Below are 17347 nucleotides of genomic sequence, written 5' to 3'. Positions count from 1 at the left end.
GGTGGGGTGGTTAGCGGGTAAAGGCGCTTTCGCCGGTGAGCGCGCGGCCGACGATCAAGGCGTTGATTTCATGGGTGCCCTCGTAGGAATAGACGGCCTCCGCGTCGGCGTGGAAGCGGGCGACGTCGGATTCGAGCGTGATGCCGTTGCCGCCCGCCACCTCCCTGGCCAGCGCCACCGTCTCGCGCATCAGGAGCGCGGTCTGCATTTTGGCCAGCGCCGAGTCCTGGTCGCGGTAAATGCCCTTGTCCTGCTGTTCGGTCAGCCGGACCACAAGTGACAAGGAAGCCGTGACGTTGCCGAGCATCCGGGCGAGCTTTTCCTGGACGAGCTGGAAGGAACCGACCGGCCGGCCGAACTGCTGCCGCTCCGTCACGTAGCGGAGCGCGGCCTCGAACGCGCCGGCGGCCATGCCGGTCGCGATCCAGGCAACGTCTGAACGCATCGCCCGCAGCATGGCGGCCACGTCCCGGAAGGAGTTGACGTTGTGCAGCCGCATGGCGTCCGGAACCCGGACCTGCTCGAGGGTGATGTGCGCGTTCTGCATCATGCGCAGCGCTGTCTTGCCGTGGATCTTCTGCACGGTCACGCCTGCGGCTTCACGGTCCACGAGGAAGCCCTTGACCTGCCCGTCGGCCTCGTCGCGGGCGAACACCGCCAGGACGTCGGCGGTGGCCGCTCCCCCGATCCAGCGCTTGGCGCCGTCGAGGATCCAGTCCCTGCCGTCGCGCCGGGCGCTCGTGGAGAGTCCGCCGGCGATGTCGGAGCCGTGGTCCGGTTCGGTCAGCGAGAAGACGCCCTTGAGCGAGAAGTCGATGACCTGCGGCATCCAGCGGGCCTGCTGCTCCGCCGAGGCGCCGACCCGGATGGCGGTCCGGAACAGCCCGGCCTGCGCTGTGTAGTACGTGGCCAGCGAGCCGTCGGTCCGGGCCAGTTCAAAGGTCCGGAACCCGTGGTAGATGCCGCGGGCCGGGGCCCGGTCCGGCCCGGAGGTTCCAGCCAGGTCCGCCGGTTCCATCAGGTCCAGGTCGACCAGCGGCCGTGCCAGCTGGTCCGGGAACTCGCCGCGTTCCCAGTAGTCGGCCAGCAGCGGCCGGGCCTGTTCGTCAAGGAAGGCACGCAGGCGGCCCAGCACGCGCCGCTCGGCGTCGGTGAGCAGGGACTCGGCGTCGTAGTAGTCGCAGACGCCGTAGAGCCGCTCCCGGGCAACGGTTTGCACGCCCATCTCAACCACCGAGCCCGAGCAGGCGGACGGCGTTGTCCTTGAGGATCTTCGGCCGGACCTCGTCCTTGAGCGGCAGGTCCGCGAAGGCCCCCAGCCATTTCTGCGGGGTGATCAGCGGGAAGTCGGTGCCGAACAGCACCTTGTCCTGCAGCACCGAGTTGGCCATCTTCACGAGCGATTCCGGGAAGTACTTGGGGGACCAGCCGGAGAGGTCGATGAACACGTTGGCCTTGTGGGTGGCGATCGAGTTCGCCTCGTCCTGCCACGGCACCGAGGGGTGGGCCATGATGATCTGCAGTTCGGGGAAGTCCGCGGCCACGGCGTCGAGGAGCAACGGGTTGGAATAGGCGAGTTTGATGCCGTATCCGCCGGGCAGTCCGGCGCCCATGCCGTTCTGGCCGGTGTGGAAGATCGCCGGCAGCCCGAGTTCCTGCAGGACCTCCCAGAGCGGGTAGAACTGCTCATTGGAGGGGTCGAACCCCTGCAGGCTGGGGTGGAACTTGAAGCCGCGGACACCCAGGTCCACCGCCTGGTGTTTGGCGCCCTGGATGGCCTCGGTGCCGGTGCGCGGATCGACGCTGCCGAACGGGATCAGCACGTCGTTGTTCCGCGCCGCCCCGGCGATCAGCTCCGGGATGCTGTTGGGTTCGTGCTTGAGCTGGGTGCGGGCGTCCACGGTGAAGACGACGGCGGCCATGTTCAGTTCGCGGTAGACCTCAGCGATCCGGTCCAGCGAGGGGGTCCGCTCCTCGGCCTTGAAGTACTTGGCGGAGGCCTCGGTCAGGGCGTCGGGCAGCGAGCCGTGGCCGCAGCTGTCCACCTCGAGGTGGACATGCATGTCGACCGCGTCGAGCGAGGCGGCATCGATGCCGAGTTCGTAGCGGCCGGCGGCCATCTCAGCGGGCCTCGGCCGGTTCCGGCTGCAGGTCCTCCGGCAACGGCAGAAACTCCTCGCCCACGCTCTGCAGCTTGTCGCCGAAGAGTGCGCCGAAGTTGTCCACGAGGTCCTGGTACCCCCAGCCGCCCTCGCGGTACTCGGTGGCGGCAGCCTCGGGGTGGGTCCACAGCTGCAACCGGTCCCCGCCGGCGCCAATGGCCTGGCCGGTGACCCCGGCCGCAGCGTCGGAGGCCAGGAAGGCGACCAGCCCGGCGACGTCGTCGGCGGTGCCAAAGCCGAGGTCGTGGCGGAAGAAGGCCGGCATTGCTTCGCCGCGTTCGTCCGCTGCGACGGCCTTCTGGAAGTAGGGAACGGTCTTGGTCATGGCGGTGGCAGCGACCGGGATCACCGCGTTGGCGGTGACGCCCGCCTTCTTCATTTCCAGTGCCCAGGTGCGGACCATGCCGACGATTCCGGCCTTGGCGGCGGCGTAGTTGGTCTGGCCGAAGTTGCCGCGCTGGCCGGTCGGTGAGCCGATGGTGATGATGCGGCCCGCGACCCCGTGCTCCTTGAAGTAGCCGAAGGCTTCGCGGGCACAGGTGAAGGTACCGCGCAGGTGGACGTTGATGACGGCGTCGAAGTCCTCGTCCGTCATCTTCAGCAGGCTCTTGTCCCGCAGGATGCCCGCGTTGGTGACCAGGATGTCCAGTCCACCGAATTCCGCCACGGCGGCCTCAACCAGCTGCCGGGCGACCTCGGAGCTTCCCACCGGGGCGACGACGGCGGCCGCGCGGCCGCCGTCGGCCTGGATGGTGCGGACCGCCTCGTCCGCGACGGCGTCATCGACGTCGTTCACGATGACGGCCGCACCCTGGCGTGCCAGCTCCCGGGCGTACGCCAGCCCGAGGCCGCGGCCGCTTCCCGTGACGATTGCTACTTTTCCTGCCAGGCTCATCGCTGCTCCTTCGCTAGCTGTGCATCCCGCCCACCGGCATGGCATGCTGATCTGAATCCATGAAAGTATGGATGATTGAAAATGTCAACGATTTACTTTTTTGACTATTGGAGCGCGCATGACCATCGAGACCGGGGCCGACGCGGGCAGCAACCCGGCGGACAAGCTCGAGGCCGCGTCGATCAGCGCCGACGCCGGTTTCCTGCTGGCCAAGCTGCACGCCGCGGGTTCGGTGCTGAACAACCGCGCGCTGGCCGGGTTCGGCCTCAAGGAGCGCTCCTACTCGGTGCTGGCCCTGGCCACCAGCAACCTGGAGCCCACCCAGCGCGAGATGGCGGAGTTCCTCAGCCTCGATCCCAGCCAGATCGTTGCCCTGATCGACGAACTGGAGAAGCGCGGCCTGGTGGTGCGCGCCCCCGGAAGGCAGGACCGCCGGGCCAAGATCGTCTCCGCCACCGCCGAGGGTGCAGCGCTTTTCCGGCGGGCCGAAGCAGCGGCCAAAGCGGCGGAGGCCGAGGCCCTCGCCGCCCTCAGCGCCGCCGAGGTCGGCCAGCTGAAGGGCCTGCTCCGCAAAGCCCTGCGAGCCCGGAGCCCCGTGACAAGTAACGAATATTGATTGACATATTTGTCACATATCCCGGCATGCGAGTAGCCAAGAGGGGTCTGGATCGGCCAGACTTAGGCATGAACTCATCGTCGAGCCAATACCGGATCATCGCGGTCTGCACCGGAAATATCTGCCGGTCGCCGATGGCCGAATTGATGCTCGCGGAGGCCGTTGCCGCGGCCCGGTTGCCCGGCGTCACGGTGGATTCCGCAGGGATCACCGACTATGAGGCCGGACGCCCTATCGACCCCCGGGCCGCCCGCATCCTCGCCGCCCACAACATCTCCTCCGCATCGCATGTGGCCCGCGAATGGCGCCACGAGTGGTTCCGTACGCGGGAGCTGATCCTGGCGCTCGACGTCGACCACTACGGCTGGCTCCGCCAGGCGGCACCGGACGAGGCCGCGCTGGGCAACATCCGGATGCTGCGCAGCTTCGACCCCGCCGTCGCCGGCAGGGACCCGCTGGACCAGGGGATCGAGGACCCGTGGTACGGCGGCCACGCCGATTTCGAGTCGACCTGGGACCTGATCCACGCCGCAGTCCCGGGCATTCTGGCGCACGTCCGCAGCGTCCTGCCCCAGGCGGCGGGTACGCTCTAGTTCATGAGCCCAGCACCCGTCATCATCGCCATCGACGGACGCTCCGGGGCCGGCAAGACCACCCTGGCAATCGAGCTCGCGGCCCGGCTCCGGGAACACCATAAGGTCTCGCTCTTCCATCTCGAGGACATCTACCCCGGCTGGGACGGACTCGCCGCCGGCATCGAACGCTACGCCACCACAGTCGCCGCCCCGCTGCGCCGCGGCGAAGCCGCCCGGTGGGTCAGCTGGGACTGGGAACGGCACGGCGACGGCACGGCGCGCCGGACCGAGCCGGCCGAAATCGTCCTGCTGGAGGGCGTCGGCGCCGGGGCCGCGGCCGCGGCGCCGTATCTGGACGCGGTGGTCTGGGCCGACGCCTCCGGCCCGGACCGCCGGGCCCGGGCCCTCGCCCGTGACGGGGACAGCTACCGGCCCTACTGGGAGCAGTGGGCCCGGCAGGAAGACGCGTGGCTGGCCGCCGATGACGTTCCCTCCCGGGCCGACGTGCGGGTTCAGAGCCTGGCCGACGGCAGCGCCCCGGAGCAGGTGCTGCGCGCCCTGCAGTATGTTCCGGCCCTGGCCCCGGCACTTGCGCCCGAGCTGTCGGGCCGCCGCGGGCTGGAGCTGCGCGCCGAGCGGCTTGAGGCGGTCCCCGACGCCGCCCGGCTCTTCGAGGAGCTCTACGGCGGCTCCAAGCACGCCGTCTGGCTGGACTCCTCCCTGGCCGAGGCCGGACCCTTCGGCGGCGCGCCCGCTCCGCGGCCCCGGGGCGCGGAGGCCGCCGAGCGGAGCCGTTTCAGCATCCTGGCGGACGACGGCGGCAGTTTCGGCGAGGCGGTCCGGCACCGCTCCAGGCAGAGCTGGGTGGACCTCGGCCACGCCGCCGTGCGGGTGGAAGGCGGGTTCTTCCGCTGGCTGGACGGCGCCTGGGGCAGCCGGGCCCTGGACGCCCCGGAGGGTTACCCGTGCGAGTTCGTCCTCGGCTGGCTCGGCTACCTCGGGTACGAACTCAAGCGTGAAACCGGGGGAAGCGACGTCGCCGCCGCGACCGACGACGCCTGCCTGATCTTCGCCGGCCGCGCCGTGGTGCTGGACCACCGGGAGGGAACGGTGTGGCTGCTCGCCCTCGCCGGCCCCGACGCGGCGGACTGGCTGGCGGCGGCCCGCGCCGCCGTCGTCCGCGCGGCCCTGCCGGGAGAGTCTGTCCTCGCCCCGTCCGGTGGCGCCGCCGCCCTGCGCTTCGGCGCCAGGGACACGGAGGCTGCGTACAAGGCCAAGATCGCGGCCGCGCAGCACGAGATCGCCGAGGGCAACAGCTACGAAGTGTGCCTCACGACGTCGCTGGCCGCCACCGCCGCGGACCTCGATCCCTGGCCCACCTATCTGGCGCTGCGCCGGCGCAACCCGGCGCCATTCGCCAGCTACCTGCGCTTCCCGGCCCTAACCGTGGCCAGCACCTCGCCGGAGCGCTTCCTGCGCATCGACGCCGACGGCGGGATGCGGGCCGAGCCGATCAAGGGCACCCGCCGCCGCGCCGCCGATCCCGGCCAGGACGCGCTGCTGCTCGCCGACCTGGAATCCTCAACCAAGGACCGGGCCGAGAACATCATGATCGTGGACCTGCTGCGCAACGACCTGAGCCACTTCGCCGTGCCCGGGTCCGTCACGGTCAGCCGGCTTTGCGCCATCGAGAGCTACGCCACGGTGCACCAGATGGTCAGCACGATCGACGCGCGGCTGCGTCCCGGCACGCCGCGGGCCGAAGCCGTGGCCGCGTGCTTCCCGGCCGGGTCCATGACCGGGGCGCCCAAGGTCAGCACCATGGCCATCCTGGACCGGCTCGAGGCCGCGCCGCGGGGCGTCTATTCGGGCGCGATCGGCTACTTTTCGCTCAGCGGAGCCACCGACCTGGCGGTGGCAATCCGCACCCTCGTGGTGGCATCGACGGAGCACGGCGCCGAGCTGGGTCTCGGCGTCGGCGGGGCCATCACGGCTGATTCCTCACCCCAGGAGGAGTATGAAGAAATCCGGACGAAGGCCTTCGGGGTCCTCTCCGCGCTCGGAGCGGAGTTCCCGGCCGGCTGACCGGACGCGGAACTACTGCAGGGTCGCGGTCAGCCGGGCGACGTTGTCGACGTACTTGACCAGCTGCGGCCGCTGCAGCCAGTCCTCCAGCTTCAGTTCGCGTGAAATTCCGCGGTACGTGTCCTCGACGGCGCGGATCCGCTGCACGATGTCCTCCCCCAGCAGCATCACCGAGACCTCAAGGTTCAGCGAGAACGACCGCATGTCCATGTTGCTCGACCCCAGCACGGCCACCTCGTTGTCGACGGTGAAGTGCTTGGCGTGCAGCACGAACGGCGCCTTGTAGAGGTGGATCCTGACCCCTGCCTCCAGCAGCGCCTGGTAGTAGGACTGCTGCGCGTGGTGGACCAGGAACTGGTCGCCCTTTTCGGAGACGAACAGTTCGACGTCGACGCCGCGCTGCGCCGCCGTCGTCACCGCGTAGAGCAGCGAGTCATCCGGCACGAAGTAGGGGCTGCAGATGGAGAGCTTGTGCTGGGCCGAGTAGATCAGGGTGTTGAACAGCCGCAGGTTGTTCTCGGTGATGAAGCCCGGCCCGCTGGGCACCACCTGCGCCGTGACATGGCCGGGCACGGCTTCCGGCCGGTGCCCGAGCTGGTGCTCCAGGGACTCGTCGGTCTCACTGAGCCAGTCGGTGGCGAACACGACGTTGAGGGTGGTCACGATCTGGCCGCGCATGCAGGCCATGAGCTCGACCCATTCGCGTCCGACCTTGCGGTGGCGCGGGTTGTTGTAGGACGGTTCGATCAGGTTCTGCGACCCGGTGAACGCCACGTCGCCGTCGATCACCATGATCTTGCGGTGGTTGCGCAGATCCGGCCGGCGCCACTGGCCGTGCACGGGACGCAGCGGCAGCATCGGGCGCCAGCGGATCTTACTGGCGTTGAGCCGCGCCTTCAGCTTGCTGTACCCCTTGATCCGCAGGGTGCCGAGGTGGTCGAACAGGAGCCGGACTTCGACGCCGCGTTCGGCGGCTTCCTCCAGCGCCGTCAGGAGCTCGTCCGTGACGTGGTCCGAGCTCATGATGTAGAACTCGGCGTTGACGAAGGACTTGGCCTCCCGGACGGCGGCGGCCATCGCCTTGATGGAGTCCGGGTAGCCCGGCAGCAGTTCAACGCTGTTGCCGTCCACCATCGGCAGCGACCCCAGGGTCTTGTTCAGCTCCGCCGCGGACGCCACCCATTCGGGGCCGGCGTAGCGGCTCTCGACGGCGGCCAGCTCGGAGGTCCCGGCCCGGATCCGGGTGTTGACGGCCTCCTGCTGGGCGCGGCGGCGGCGGGAGAGCCGGAAATTGCCGAACAGCAGGAACAGCACGAGCCCCAGCGCCGGGACGAAGAAGATGCCCAGCAGCCAGGCCATGGCGGTGGTGGGCCGCCGGTTGCCGGGAATGATGCCGAGCGCGACCACACGGATCACCAGGTCGATGAGGGTCAGGATGAGGACCACCCAGGACGGAAGTGTTCCCACTAGCGGAAATGGCCACAGCACAGGCGAACCCCTCAAGCTCCAGACCCGCGGAACAGTTCCGGAACGGGCAATCCCGCAAATCCTATCCCGGCGGCACGGCACTAAGCTGAAGGCATGACTACCCCCGCCTCTGTTCCGGCCCGCGCGACGGTGCTGGTGTTCCTCGATCCCGCCTTTGCGAACGGCCGCATCGCCGACGCGTCACGGCCGCAACTGATGGCCACGGACCAGGGCGCGACCCGCGGCGATGGGGTGTTCGAGTCGCTGCTGGCCGTGGGCGGCCGGCCCCGCAAGCTGCCGGCCCACCTGGCCCGCCTCGCCGGCTCCGCCCGCACCCTGGAGCTGGACATCCCGGACGGGGACACCTGGCGCCGGGCCATCGAGACAGCCATCACCGAGTTCCGCGGCGCGGATGCGGCCGGGGACGACGAGGTGGTGGTCAAGCTGCTGGCCACCCGCGGCGTGGAGGGCGCGTCGGCGCCGACCTGCTGGGTGCAGGCCTCGGTGCCGCCGGAGGCCGGCCGCCGGCAGCGCGAGACCGGGATCGACGTGCTGCTGCTGGACCGCGGCTATGACAGCGAAGTCGGCGAGCGCGCACCCTGGCTGCTGCTGGGCGCCAAGACGCTCTCCTACGCGGTCAACATGGCCGCGCTGCGCTATGCCCACCACCAGGGCGCGGACGACGTGATCTTCACCTCCGCCGACGGGCGGGTCCTGGAGGGACCGACGTCGACCGTGCTGCTGGCGCACCTGGAGACCGTCGACGACGGCGCTGGCGGCACCCGCACCGTGCGCCGCCTGATCACCCCGCAGCTGGACAGCGGCATCCTCCCCGGCACTTCGCAGGGCGCCCTGTTCACCGCGGCCAAGGCCGCCGGTTGGGAGCTGGGCTACGGTCCGCTGGTCCCGGACGACCTCTACGACGCCGACGCCGTCTGGCTGATCTCGAGCATCCGGCTCCTCGCCCCGGTCAACCACATCGACGGCAAAGAGATCGGCACCCCGGAGCTGAGGCGCCAGCTCACGGCCGAGCTCAACGACCTGTTCGCCACGATCGAGTAGGACCGCGGCTTAGCCCTAGGTACCGGCCCGGGCGAGGGCGTCGTCGACCATCCGCGCCATATCCGGGGCCGAGCCCTTGGTGACATCCGGGCCGGTAGCGACCGCGGTGGCGGAGAGCCCTCCGCTGGCTCCCATCACCACCACCGTGACCAGCTTTTCCCCGTCCGGCATGGTCTGGGTGGACAGCGAAGCGAAGGAAGCGTCTGCGTTGGTCGGCACCGCCAGGATTTCGGTGGTGCTCTCAAACTTGTGGCCCTGCATCTCCACGGTGAAGTTCTCGCACTTTTTGGTGTTGGCGACCGAGCTTTCAACGTTCTTTGCCAGCACCTCCGGGTCCTTGAACGCCACCAGGGTCACCGCCGTGACAGCCCGGACAGTGGTCGACTCGGAGGTGCCGCCGGCGAAGACACTGCCCGGCGGGATCTGGGCGTTGCTGTCCGCAACGGCAGCGCACGCTTTCGGCGTGATGACGACGCCGGACATCACCTCCTTCGAGGCGGCGATGCCCTCCTCCAGTTGCGCGGCCGGGATGGCCGTCAGGCGCTTGCCCTGGGCATCCTTGAGACCGGCGACAATGGCCGCCAACTCGGTCTGCGTGAACACCTTGGCGGCCGCGGTGGGCGTGGGCGTCGGGCTCGGCGACTGGCTTGCGGACGGGGCGCCCGGGGAGCCCGCGGGCGTCGACCCGGCCGTCGTCGGGGCAGCGGAACCGCCGCAACCGGCGAGCCCCAGGGCGGTTGAAATCAGCAGCGCGGCCGGTGCGAGGCGTCGCAGGTACATGTGGGTCCCCAATTCTTGGTGTGAGCGTGCGGTGGACGGCGAGCGCTTTTCCCCCGCCGGCGCGTCAGTGGTGAGACTACGACAAGGCACGGCTCCGGGATAGGTGCCACTCCGGCGGCCGCGTGACTGAACATGACGGCGTCGGCGGCCCGGCCGGTGCCGGGAGTGCTACGTTTTTGGGGAGTAATGAGATCCGGCGCCAAGCCCTGACTGGCCGGTCGGCAACCCTCCTTTCGCGGCGGGGTGCCTCAGGTGAATACTCGGCAAATCGACCACTCGAGCTGCAAGCGTGAAAGTAAGGAGATCCGTCGTGTCCGACGCGTCCGTCCCCGCTGTGCCTGCCACAGCCCCCGCTCCCTCCCCTGCCGGCGCCGGTCCGCGCACGGAAGAAAAGCTGGCCTACCGGCTGTTTACCGGCCCGGATGACCGCGGTTTCTGCGAGCGCGTCTCGGCGGCCCTGGCCGAGGGCTACGTCCTGCACGGCAGCCCGTCGGCAACGTTCAACGGCCAGACCGTGATCGTTGCGCAGGCCGTGGTGCTGCCGGCGGCCATAGCCAGCGCCGACGCCGCCGTCGCCAGTGCGGTGGATGAGCTCGACGGCGGGTCCGAGGAGTTCGACGGCGAGGGCCACGCGTGAGCTGCGCCGGGGACCTGAGCCCGCAGCAGGCCTGGGCCAGGCTAGGGGCCGGGGCCGTCCTGGTGGACGTCCGGACCGAGGCCGAATGGCGGCAGATCGGTGTCCCGGTCACCGCCGGGGCCGGACCGGACCCGCTCTTCATCGAGTGGAACCTGGCCGGCGGCCTCCCCAACCCGCGGTTCCTTGACCAGCTCGAGGCAGCTGTCCCCGGGGGCGGCACCGAGCTCCTCTTCCTGTGCCGCTCCGGTGCCCGCTCGGCAGCCGCGGCGGCGGCCGCGGCCGCGGCTGGGTTCACGGCCTACAACGTCCTGGAAGGCTTCGAGGGCGAGCCCGGCCCGTCCGGAGCCAGGAATGTCAACGGCTGGAAGAACCGCGGCCTCCCCACCGACCAGGACAGCACCACGTGAGCTTCAACCCTGACGCCCAGGACTGGAGCCCGGACACCCAGGCCGTTCGCGGCGGCCTGGACCGCACCGCGTTTCACGAAACCACCGAGCCGATCTTCCTGAACTCGGGCTTCATCTACGAGTCCGCCGCCGCGGCCGAGCGCGCCTTCACCGGCGAGGACGAGCGCTTCGTCTACTCCCGCTACGGCAACCCCTCGGTGGCCACGTTCCAGGAACGGCTCCGCCTGCTCGAGGGCACCGAGGCCTGCTTCGCGACGGCGTCGGGCATGTCCGCGGTGTTCACCGCGCTCGGCGCGCTGCTGGGCGCCGGCGACCGCGTGGTCGCGGCCCGGTCGCTGTTCGGGTCCTGCTTCGTGATCCTCAATGAGATCCTGCCGCGCTGGGGCGTGGAAACGGTCTTCGTGGACGGGCCGGACCTTGAGCAGTGGCGGTCCGCGCTGTCCGAGCCTGCCACGGCGGTGTTCTTCGAGTCGCCGTCGAACCCGATGCAGGAAATTGTGGACATCGCCGCGGTGAGCGCGCTGGCCCACGCCGCCGGCGCCACGGTCGTCGTCGACAACGTCTTCGCCACCCCGCTGCTGCAGCGCTGCGGGGAGCTCGGCGCGGACGTGGTCGTCTACTCCGGCACGAAGCATATTGACGGCCAGGGCCGGGTGCTCGGCGGCGCGATCCTGGGCACCCGCGAGTTCATTGAGGGACCGGTCAAGCAGCTCATGCGCCACACCGGCCCCGCGCTGTCCGCCTTCAACGCGTGGGTGCTGAGCAAAGGCCTGGAAACGATGGCCCTGCGGGTGAACCACTCCTGCGCCACGGCGCTGCGGCTGGCCGAGTGGCTCCAGAACCAGCCGGCCGTCAACTGGGTCCGGTACCCGCTCCTGCCCTCCCACCCGCAGCACGAGCTGGCCGCCCGGCAGATGAAGGCCGGCGGCACGGTGCTGACCCTGGAACTGGCCCCCTCGGCCGGGCGCACCGCCAAGGAGGCTGCCTTCGCGCTGCTGGATGCACTGCAGATCATCGATATCTCCAACAACCTCGGCGATTCGAAGTCCCTGATCACCCACCCCGCCACCACGACGCACCGCGCCATGGGGCCGGACGGGCGCGCCGCGATCGGGCTGAGCGACGGCGTCGTGCGGCTCTCGGTGGGGCTGGAGGACGTGGATGACCTGATCCGCGACCTGGGGCAGGCGCTCCGGCAGGTCTAGCTTTCCGTCAGGCCGCGAAGTGACAGTTAACAGCAGTGTGAGCGGAAAACACCGCCGCGAACTGTCATTTCGGCGATGCAGGTCTAGCCGCGCCGGACCGGCACCAGTACCGGTTCCAGTCCGGCGGCCGGCGCAGGCTCCGCCCCGCGCGAGGTCACCCGCACCGCGTGGGCGACGACGGCGGCCGCCGCGGCGTCGTCGAATGGTGTGTCGAGGCCCGGGGCGTTGAGCGCCTGCCGCTGCAGCTGCGCGCCGGTGCCGTCGGCGAGGATCCGTTCGACGCCATGCCGCACCAGCTCGAGCTCTCCCTGCTCCGCCAGGACCGGGGCCACGAAATCGACCAGGGCGTGCACCACCTCCCCGGCCGGGGCGGGCCGGAAGGTCCCGAAGTCCAACAGCTCGCTCTGCAGCCCGCAGTTGCTGGCCTGCCAGGCGGCCATCTTCAGCAGCACGGTCGGCACCGGGGCGGGGTCGACGCCGTCGCGCCACTCCCGGCTGGCGGATTCCACCAGCGCACGCACCAGCACCGCGATCAGCGCCGCGTCTTCGGCGCGCAGGCAAACGTCCGCGACCCGGACCTCCACCGTCGGGTGATGGCGGGCGAGCCGCGCGTCGAAGTACACCATGCCTTCGTCGAAGAGCACCCCGGTCTCCAGCAGCCGCGCCACCACGCGCCGGTACACCGGAAGGCTGCCGAAGATCATGGCGGGGCCGGCGGCGGGCCACCGGTTCCACGCCTGGGTCCGGTAGCTTTCAAACCCCGTCTCCGAACCGTTCCAGAACGGCGAATTGGCGCTGAGCGCGATCAGCACCGCCAGTTTGTCCCTGATCCGGTCCAGGACGGCGACGCCCTCCTCCGGGGACTCGATGAAGGTGTGGACGTGGAAGCCGCAGGTCAGCTGTTCCTGCACGGTCAGGCCGAAGCGTCTCTGCATGGTGGCGTACCGCGGGTTGGGCGTGGTGTGCGTGGGCGAGGCCAGCGGCGACGTGGCCAGGGCCGCGACCCGGGCGCCGTGGATGCGGGCGGCATGGTCCGCGAAGGCCCGGGACTGCCGGACCTGCCCCAGCAGGTCCGCGTGGTCCAGGCAGGGCCGGGTCTGGGTTTCGATCTGCTCCAGCTTGAGCTCAAAGCTGAAGCCGGAGTCGTCGTGGTCCGCGGCGTGCGCGGCTGCCGCGCCGGGCGTCAGCCCCCGCAGCAGGGCGTCGGCCAGGGCCAGCGGCACCCCGCTGGCGGGGTCCACGATCAGCAGTTCCTCCTCGACACCAAAGGTGCGCATGGAACCATTGTGCGCCAGCACCCGCCCGGACGCGCCGGCTGCGGCGGTCCAGCCTGGTCAAACCGTCCAGCCTGGCCAGGCCGTCCAGCCTGACCCGGCCGTTCAGGCTGTTCAGTCTTGGAAGTACTCGATCTTCGCGCCGATGGTGTTCAGCCGCTCGGCCAGGTCCTCGTAGCCGCGCTCGATCACGTAGATGTTGCGCAGCTCGGAGACGCCGCGCGCGGCCAGCATGGCCAGCAGCAGGCAGGCCGCCGGGCGCAGGGCCGGCGGGCAGCCGACCTCGGCGGCGCGCCACCGGGTGGGTCCGTTGACGTAGATCCGGTGCGGATCGAGCAGCTGCACCTGGGCGCCGAGCTTGTTCAGTTCCGTCAGGTAGATCGCCCGGTTCTCGTAGACCCAGTCATGGATCATCGTCTGGCCCTGGGCGTTGGCGGCGATGACCGCGAAGAACGGCAGGTTGTCGATGTTCAGGCCGGGGAACGGCATGGGGTGGATCTTGTCCTCCGGCGCCCGCAGCTCCGAGGGCCGGGTGGTGACGTCCACCAGCCGGGTGCGGCCGTTGCGGGCCACGTACTCCGCGGAGACCTCCAGCCGCTGGCCCATCTGTTCCAGCGTCGCCAGTTCGATCTCCATGAACTCGATCGGGACCCGGCGGATGGTCACCTCGGAGTTGGTGACGATCCCGGCGGTGATCAGGCTCATCGCCTCGATCGGGTCCTCGGACGGGAAGTACTCGATCTCGACGTCGACCGACGGGCGCCCGACGATTTTCAGCGTCGTGGTGCCGACCCCCTCGATGTCCACGCCTAGCATCTGGAGGTAGAAGCACAGGTCCTGGACCATGTAGTTGGGGCTGGCGTTGCGGATGATGGTGGTGCCGCGGCGGTGGGCGGCAGCCATGATCGCGTTTTCGGTCACCGTGTCCCCGCGTTCGCTCAGCACGAAGGACCGGTCGTGGCCGTCCGCGGGCGGGGCCTGCACGCTGTAGAAGCCGGACTTTGCCTCCACGCTGAGCCCGAACTGGCGCAGCGCCTGCATGTGCGGTTCGACGGTCCGGGTGCCGAGGTCGCAGCCGCCCGCGTAGGGCAGGCGGTATTCGGCGGACTCATCGAGCAGCGGGCCCAGCAGCATGATCACGCTGCGGGTGCGGCGGGCGGCCTCGACGTCCATCGAGTCGAGGTCCAGCACGGCCGGGCGGCGGATCTGCAGGTCGTTGGCGTTCAGCCAGGTGCATTCGACGCCGATGCTGGTCAGCACCTCGACGATCCGGTTGACCTCTTCGATCCGGGCCAGCCGGCGCAGCACCGTGGTGCCGCGGTTGATCAGGCTGGCGCAGAGCAGGGCGACGCCGGCGTTCTTGCTGCTGTTCACGTCCACCGCACCGGAGAGGGTGCGTCCGCCCTCTACGCGCAGGTGCGTCATCTGCGGACGGCCAACTTTGACGATGGCCCGGCCGAAGATGGTTTCGAGCCGCTGGATCATTTTCAGGCTCAGGTTCTGCTTGCCCTGTTCCATCCGGGCGATGGCGCTTTGGCTGGTGCCCAGTTCCGCGGCGAGCCGGCCCTGGGTCCAGCCCTTTTCGCCGCGGGCGTCCCGCAGGACGGCGCCAACGTATTCAGCAGTCTGTTGAGTCATACCTCCATCAATATCACGGATGAGCTACGTGGCCCGGCAGAAGCCGTCAAGATGCAGTCAAGCTCACAGAATATCCGTCTGGTGCGATATTTTGTGCGCACCGACAGCCGGCCGGCGGCCGGAGCGGTCCCGCGGACCGGCGGTTACTGCTGGCCGAGGAACACCATATTCCACGTTCCGGCGCCGAGCGCGGCGGCCACGGCGGCGGCCGGGATGAGGACCCCGCCCAGGAGCACCCAGGCATCGAGCCGGCTGAACGTGGCCTGCCGCGCCCAGGTGCGCCGCGCACCGCCGAAGCCGCGCGCCTCCATGGTCACGGCCAGCCGGGAGGCCCGGCGGACGGCCTGGACCAGGAGCCCGAAGCTTTGTCCCAGGGTGGCCTTCAGCCGCTGCACCGGGTTGCCGTGCGAGCCGACGCCACGGGCCCGCCGCGCCATGCCGATGGTCTGCCATTCCTCGGCCATCAGCCCCACCAGGCGCATGGCCGCGAGGGTGCCGAGGACGAAACGGTGCGGCAGTTTCGCCTGCTGGGCGAGGGCATCGGCCAGGTCGGTCGGGTCGGTGCAGCTCATCAGGAGCACGGCGGGCAGCGCGATCGCCAGGCCGCGCAGCAGGAACCCCAGCCCGAGCTGCAACGAGCCCTCGCTGATGGACCAGATGCCGGCGTCGAGCAGGATCCCTCCGCGGTCCGGGGCCAGGATCGCGGTGCTCCAGCCGCCGACGGCCGCGGCGAGGATCAGCGGCCAGCCGCGCTGCCAGAGCAGGGCGAGGGTCAGGCCGGCGAGCGGGAACAGCAGCAGTTCGAAGGCCAGCGCCACGGAGGCGGACACCCAGTCGATGGACAGCGCCAGCGCGATGGTGATCAGCACGACGCCGGTGAACTTGGCGAGCGGATTGGCGCGGGTGAGCAACGCCCGGTTTCCGCCCAGGGTCAGGGCCTGCCTCATGGCGCCGCCACCCCCGGACTCGTCCGGCCCGGCAGCTCCGGCTGCGGGGCGCCCAGCCGCAGCTCGTGGCCGCCCAGGACCTGGCTGAATTCCGCGTCGTGGGTCACCGAAACGACGGCGGTCCCGGCGTCGAGCAGTTCCGAGAGGAACGAGGCGAGCTCCGCCCAGGTGTTGGCGTCCTGGCCGAAGGTCGGCTCGTCCAGGACCAGCACCTGCGGATGCGCGGCCAGTACGGTGGCAACGGAGAGCCGGCGTTTTTCGCCGCCGGAGAGGGTGTAGGGGTTTGCGTCCACCAGTTCGCGCAGCCGCAGCCGCTCCAGCAGTTCGTCCACGCGCTCCTCGCCGCGGCCGAGCTGGCGGGGGCCGAACATCAGTTCATCCAGCACCCGCCCGGTGACGAACTGGTGTTCCGGTTCCTGGAAGACCGTGCCGATCCGGGCGATCAGCTGCTGGGCCTTCCAGGTGTGCGGGTCGATGCCCGCGCCCTTGCTCAGGTCGGTCGTGGCGGACACGGTTCCGGCGGCCGGGGGCAGCAGGCCCGCCAGGGTCAGGGCAAACGTCGACTTGCCGGAACCGTTGGGCCCGGTAATTGTCAGCGCCTCGCCAGCCCGGACCTGGGCGGTAATCCCGGCCTGCACCGGGACCGGCGGGACCTTGCCGAACCCCTTGAGCAGGCCGGCCCGGCGGGGGCGTTCGCGGGAGACGGCGAGTTTTTCCGCGGCGAGCAGCAGCCCGCCGGCCGTGGCAGCCCCCGGGGCGCCCCCGGCGGCACGTGCCCGCGTCGCCGGGACGTGGCCGGGCACCCAGACGCCGGCCGCGATGAGCATGTCCCGCGCCTGCTCCAGGACCCGGTCCGGCGGACCGTCCAGCAGCACCGCGGACTCGGTGGCGGACCCGGGCTGCAGCACCACGATGCGGTCGACCAAGTCCTTCCAGACGGCCACCCGGTGCTCGACCACCACCAGCGTCGCCCCGGTCTTGTCCAGGCAGCGCCCGACGGCGTCGCGCACCTCCAGGACCCCGGCCGGGTCAAGGTTGGCGGTGGGCTCGTCCAGCAGCAGCAGCCCGGGCCGCATCGCCAGGATCCCGGCGAGCGCCAGCCGCTGCTTCTGCCCGCCGGAGAGCGCCGACGTCGGGTGTTCCAGCGGCAGGCCCGCCAGGCCGACGTCGTCCAGCGCCTCCGCGACCCGGCGCCAGATCTCCGCCGGGGGGACCGCGAGGTTTTCGGCGCCGAACGCGACGTCGTCGCCCAGCCGGGAGAGCACCACCTGGGTTTCCGGGTCCTGTTGCATCAGGCCTGCCCGGCCGCGCTGCGCCCGGGGCGCGGCGCCGTCGATCAGCAGCGCGCCGGTCTCATCGGCGTCGGCGGCGTCCCCCACCCCCGGAGCACCGCTGTCCCCGAGCACGCCGGCCAGGGCGTGCAGCAGGGTGGATTTGCCCGCGCCGGAGAGGCCCAGCAGCAGGACCCGCTCGCCGGGGCTGATCTCCAGGTCCAGGCCGCTCACCGCGGGCCGGGACCGGCCGGCGTGCCGCCAGCCCCAGCCGCGGGCACTGACCGCCGCGGGCCAGACCTCAGGTGTTGTCATCCGTGCGCGGG

The 17347-nt window shown here is 70.4% G+C and carries 16 protein-coding genes and 1 riboswitch; of the genes, 7 read left to right on the top strand and 9 right to left on the bottom strand.

The features are described 5' to 3' along the window. Positions 1-10: 10 nt before the first annotated feature. The 3 genes from ACTWLI_RS07195 to ACTWLI_RS07185 are packed head-to-tail and all read right to left on the bottom strand — an operon-like array spanning position 11 to position 3057. The gene (locus ACTWLI_RS07195) at positions 11-1225 is read right to left on the bottom strand and encodes an acyl-CoA dehydrogenase family protein (protein WP_445155944.1); all 1215 of its coding nucleotides are present in this window, start codon (positions 1223-1225) and stop codon (positions 11-13) included. Between the two features lies 1 nt (position 1226). After that, entirely contained in the window at positions 1227-2120 is an 894-nt protein-coding gene (locus ACTWLI_RS07190; protein WP_445155943.1) for an amidohydrolase family protein, read from the bottom strand. A gap of 1 nt (position 2121) precedes the next feature. After that, the gene (locus tag ACTWLI_RS07185) at positions 2122-3057 is read right to left on the bottom strand and encodes an SDR family oxidoreductase (RefSeq protein WP_445155942.1); all 936 of its coding nucleotides are present in this window, start codon (positions 3055-3057) and stop codon (positions 2122-2124) included. Positions 3058-3175: 118 nt separating this feature from the next. Here ACTWLI_RS07185 and ACTWLI_RS07180 point away from each other — a divergent pair, with 118 nt between their 5' ends. From ACTWLI_RS07180 to pabB, 3 genes are all read left to right on the top strand, one after another. Next, on the top strand, positions 3176-3673 hold the full coding sequence (locus ACTWLI_RS07180; RefSeq protein WP_445155941.1) for a MarR family winged helix-turn-helix transcriptional regulator: 498 nt from the start codon (positions 3176-3178) through the stop codon (positions 3671-3673). A gap of 68 nt (positions 3674-3741) precedes the next feature. After that, positions 3742-4266: a low molecular weight protein-tyrosine-phosphatase gene (locus ACTWLI_RS07175; protein WP_445155940.1), complete on the top strand. Its 525-nt coding sequence runs from the start codon at positions 3742-3744 to the stop codon at positions 4264-4266. Positions 4267-4269: 3 nt separating this feature from the next. Then, positions 4270-6333 (top strand): aminodeoxychorismate synthase component I, encoded by a 2064-nt coding sequence (gene pabB / locus ACTWLI_RS07170; RefSeq protein WP_445155939.1) that lies wholly within the window; start codon positions 4270-4272, stop codon positions 6331-6333. A 12-nt stretch (positions 6334-6345) separates the two neighbouring features. On the opposite strand, the gene cls is transcribed toward pabB, so the two are convergent. Beyond that, complete coding sequence (gene cls / locus ACTWLI_RS07165) at positions 6346-7821, bottom strand: cardiolipin synthase (RefSeq protein ID WP_445155938.1); 1476 nt, start codon at positions 7819-7821, stop codon at positions 6346-6348. Between the two features lie 93 nt (positions 7822-7914). Here cls and ACTWLI_RS07160 point away from each other — a divergent pair, with 93 nt between their 5' ends. Next, the gene (locus ACTWLI_RS07160; RefSeq protein WP_445155937.1) at positions 7915-8862 is read left to right on the top strand and encodes an aminodeoxychorismate lyase; all 948 of its coding nucleotides are present in this window, start codon (positions 7915-7917) and stop codon (positions 8860-8862) included. Positions 8863-8877: 15 nt separating this feature from the next. On the opposite strand, the gene ACTWLI_RS07155 is transcribed toward ACTWLI_RS07160, so the two are convergent. Beyond that, on the bottom strand, positions 8878-9642 hold the full coding sequence (locus ACTWLI_RS07155) for a hypothetical protein (protein ID WP_445155936.1): 765 nt from the start codon (positions 9640-9642) through the stop codon (positions 8878-8880). Positions 9643-9824: 182 nt separating this feature from the next. Next, positions 9825-9938, top strand: a riboswitch (SAM riboswitch). Between the two features lie 38 nt (positions 9939-9976). Between ACTWLI_RS07155 and ACTWLI_RS07150 the strand changes: the two genes are divergently transcribed. From ACTWLI_RS07150 to ACTWLI_RS07140, 3 genes are read left to right on the top strand one after another with little or no spacing between them, the layout of a single operon-like run. After that, positions 9977-10279, top strand: a complete 303-nt coding sequence (locus ACTWLI_RS07150; protein ID WP_445156142.1) for a DUF1737 domain-containing protein — start codon at positions 9977-9979, stop codon at positions 10277-10279. Further along, positions 10276-10686 (top strand): rhodanese-like domain-containing protein, encoded by a 411-nt coding sequence (locus tag ACTWLI_RS07145; RefSeq protein ID WP_445155935.1) that lies wholly within the window; start codon positions 10276-10278, stop codon positions 10684-10686. The genes ACTWLI_RS07150 and ACTWLI_RS07145 overlap by 4 nt, the downstream gene beginning before the upstream one ends. Continuing rightward, positions 10683-11891, top strand: coding sequence for an O-succinylhomoserine sulfhydrylase (locus tag ACTWLI_RS07140; protein WP_445155934.1), 1209 nt, complete (start codon positions 10683-10685; stop codon positions 11889-11891). The genes ACTWLI_RS07145 and ACTWLI_RS07140 overlap by 4 nt, the downstream gene beginning before the upstream one ends. A gap of 83 nt (positions 11892-11974) precedes the next feature. On the opposite strand, the gene ACTWLI_RS07135 is transcribed toward ACTWLI_RS07140, so the two are convergent. From ACTWLI_RS07135 to ACTWLI_RS07120, 4 genes are all read right to left on the bottom strand, one after another. After that, complete coding sequence (locus ACTWLI_RS07135) at positions 11975-13168, bottom strand: glutamate--cysteine ligase 2 (RefSeq protein ID WP_445155933.1); 1194 nt, start codon at positions 13166-13168, stop codon at positions 11975-11977. A gap of 111 nt (positions 13169-13279) precedes the next feature. Beyond that, positions 13280-14803, bottom strand: a complete 1524-nt coding sequence (locus ACTWLI_RS07130; protein WP_445155932.1) for a UDP-N-acetylglucosamine 1-carboxyvinyltransferase — start codon at positions 14801-14803, stop codon at positions 13280-13282. A 143-nt stretch (positions 14804-14946) separates the two neighbouring features. Continuing rightward, a complete protein-coding gene (locus ACTWLI_RS07125) occupies positions 14947-15750 on the bottom strand; it encodes an energy-coupling factor transporter transmembrane component T family protein (protein WP_445155931.1) in 804 nt (267 codons plus the stop codon). Then, positions 15747-17336 carry an ABC transporter ATP-binding protein gene (locus tag ACTWLI_RS07120; protein ID WP_445155930.1) on the bottom strand — a complete coding sequence of 530 codons (1590 nt, stop codon included), beginning with the start codon at positions 17334-17336 and terminating at the stop codon, positions 15747-15749. The genes ACTWLI_RS07125 and ACTWLI_RS07120 overlap by 4 nt, the downstream gene beginning before the upstream one ends. Positions 17337-17347: the final 11 nt, after the last annotated feature.

It is taken from the genome of Arthrobacter sp. Hor0625 (assembly GCF_052567525.1).
The sequence above is the reverse complement of the archived record's forward strand: the minus strand, read 5'-3'. Positions and strand labels throughout refer to the sequence as shown.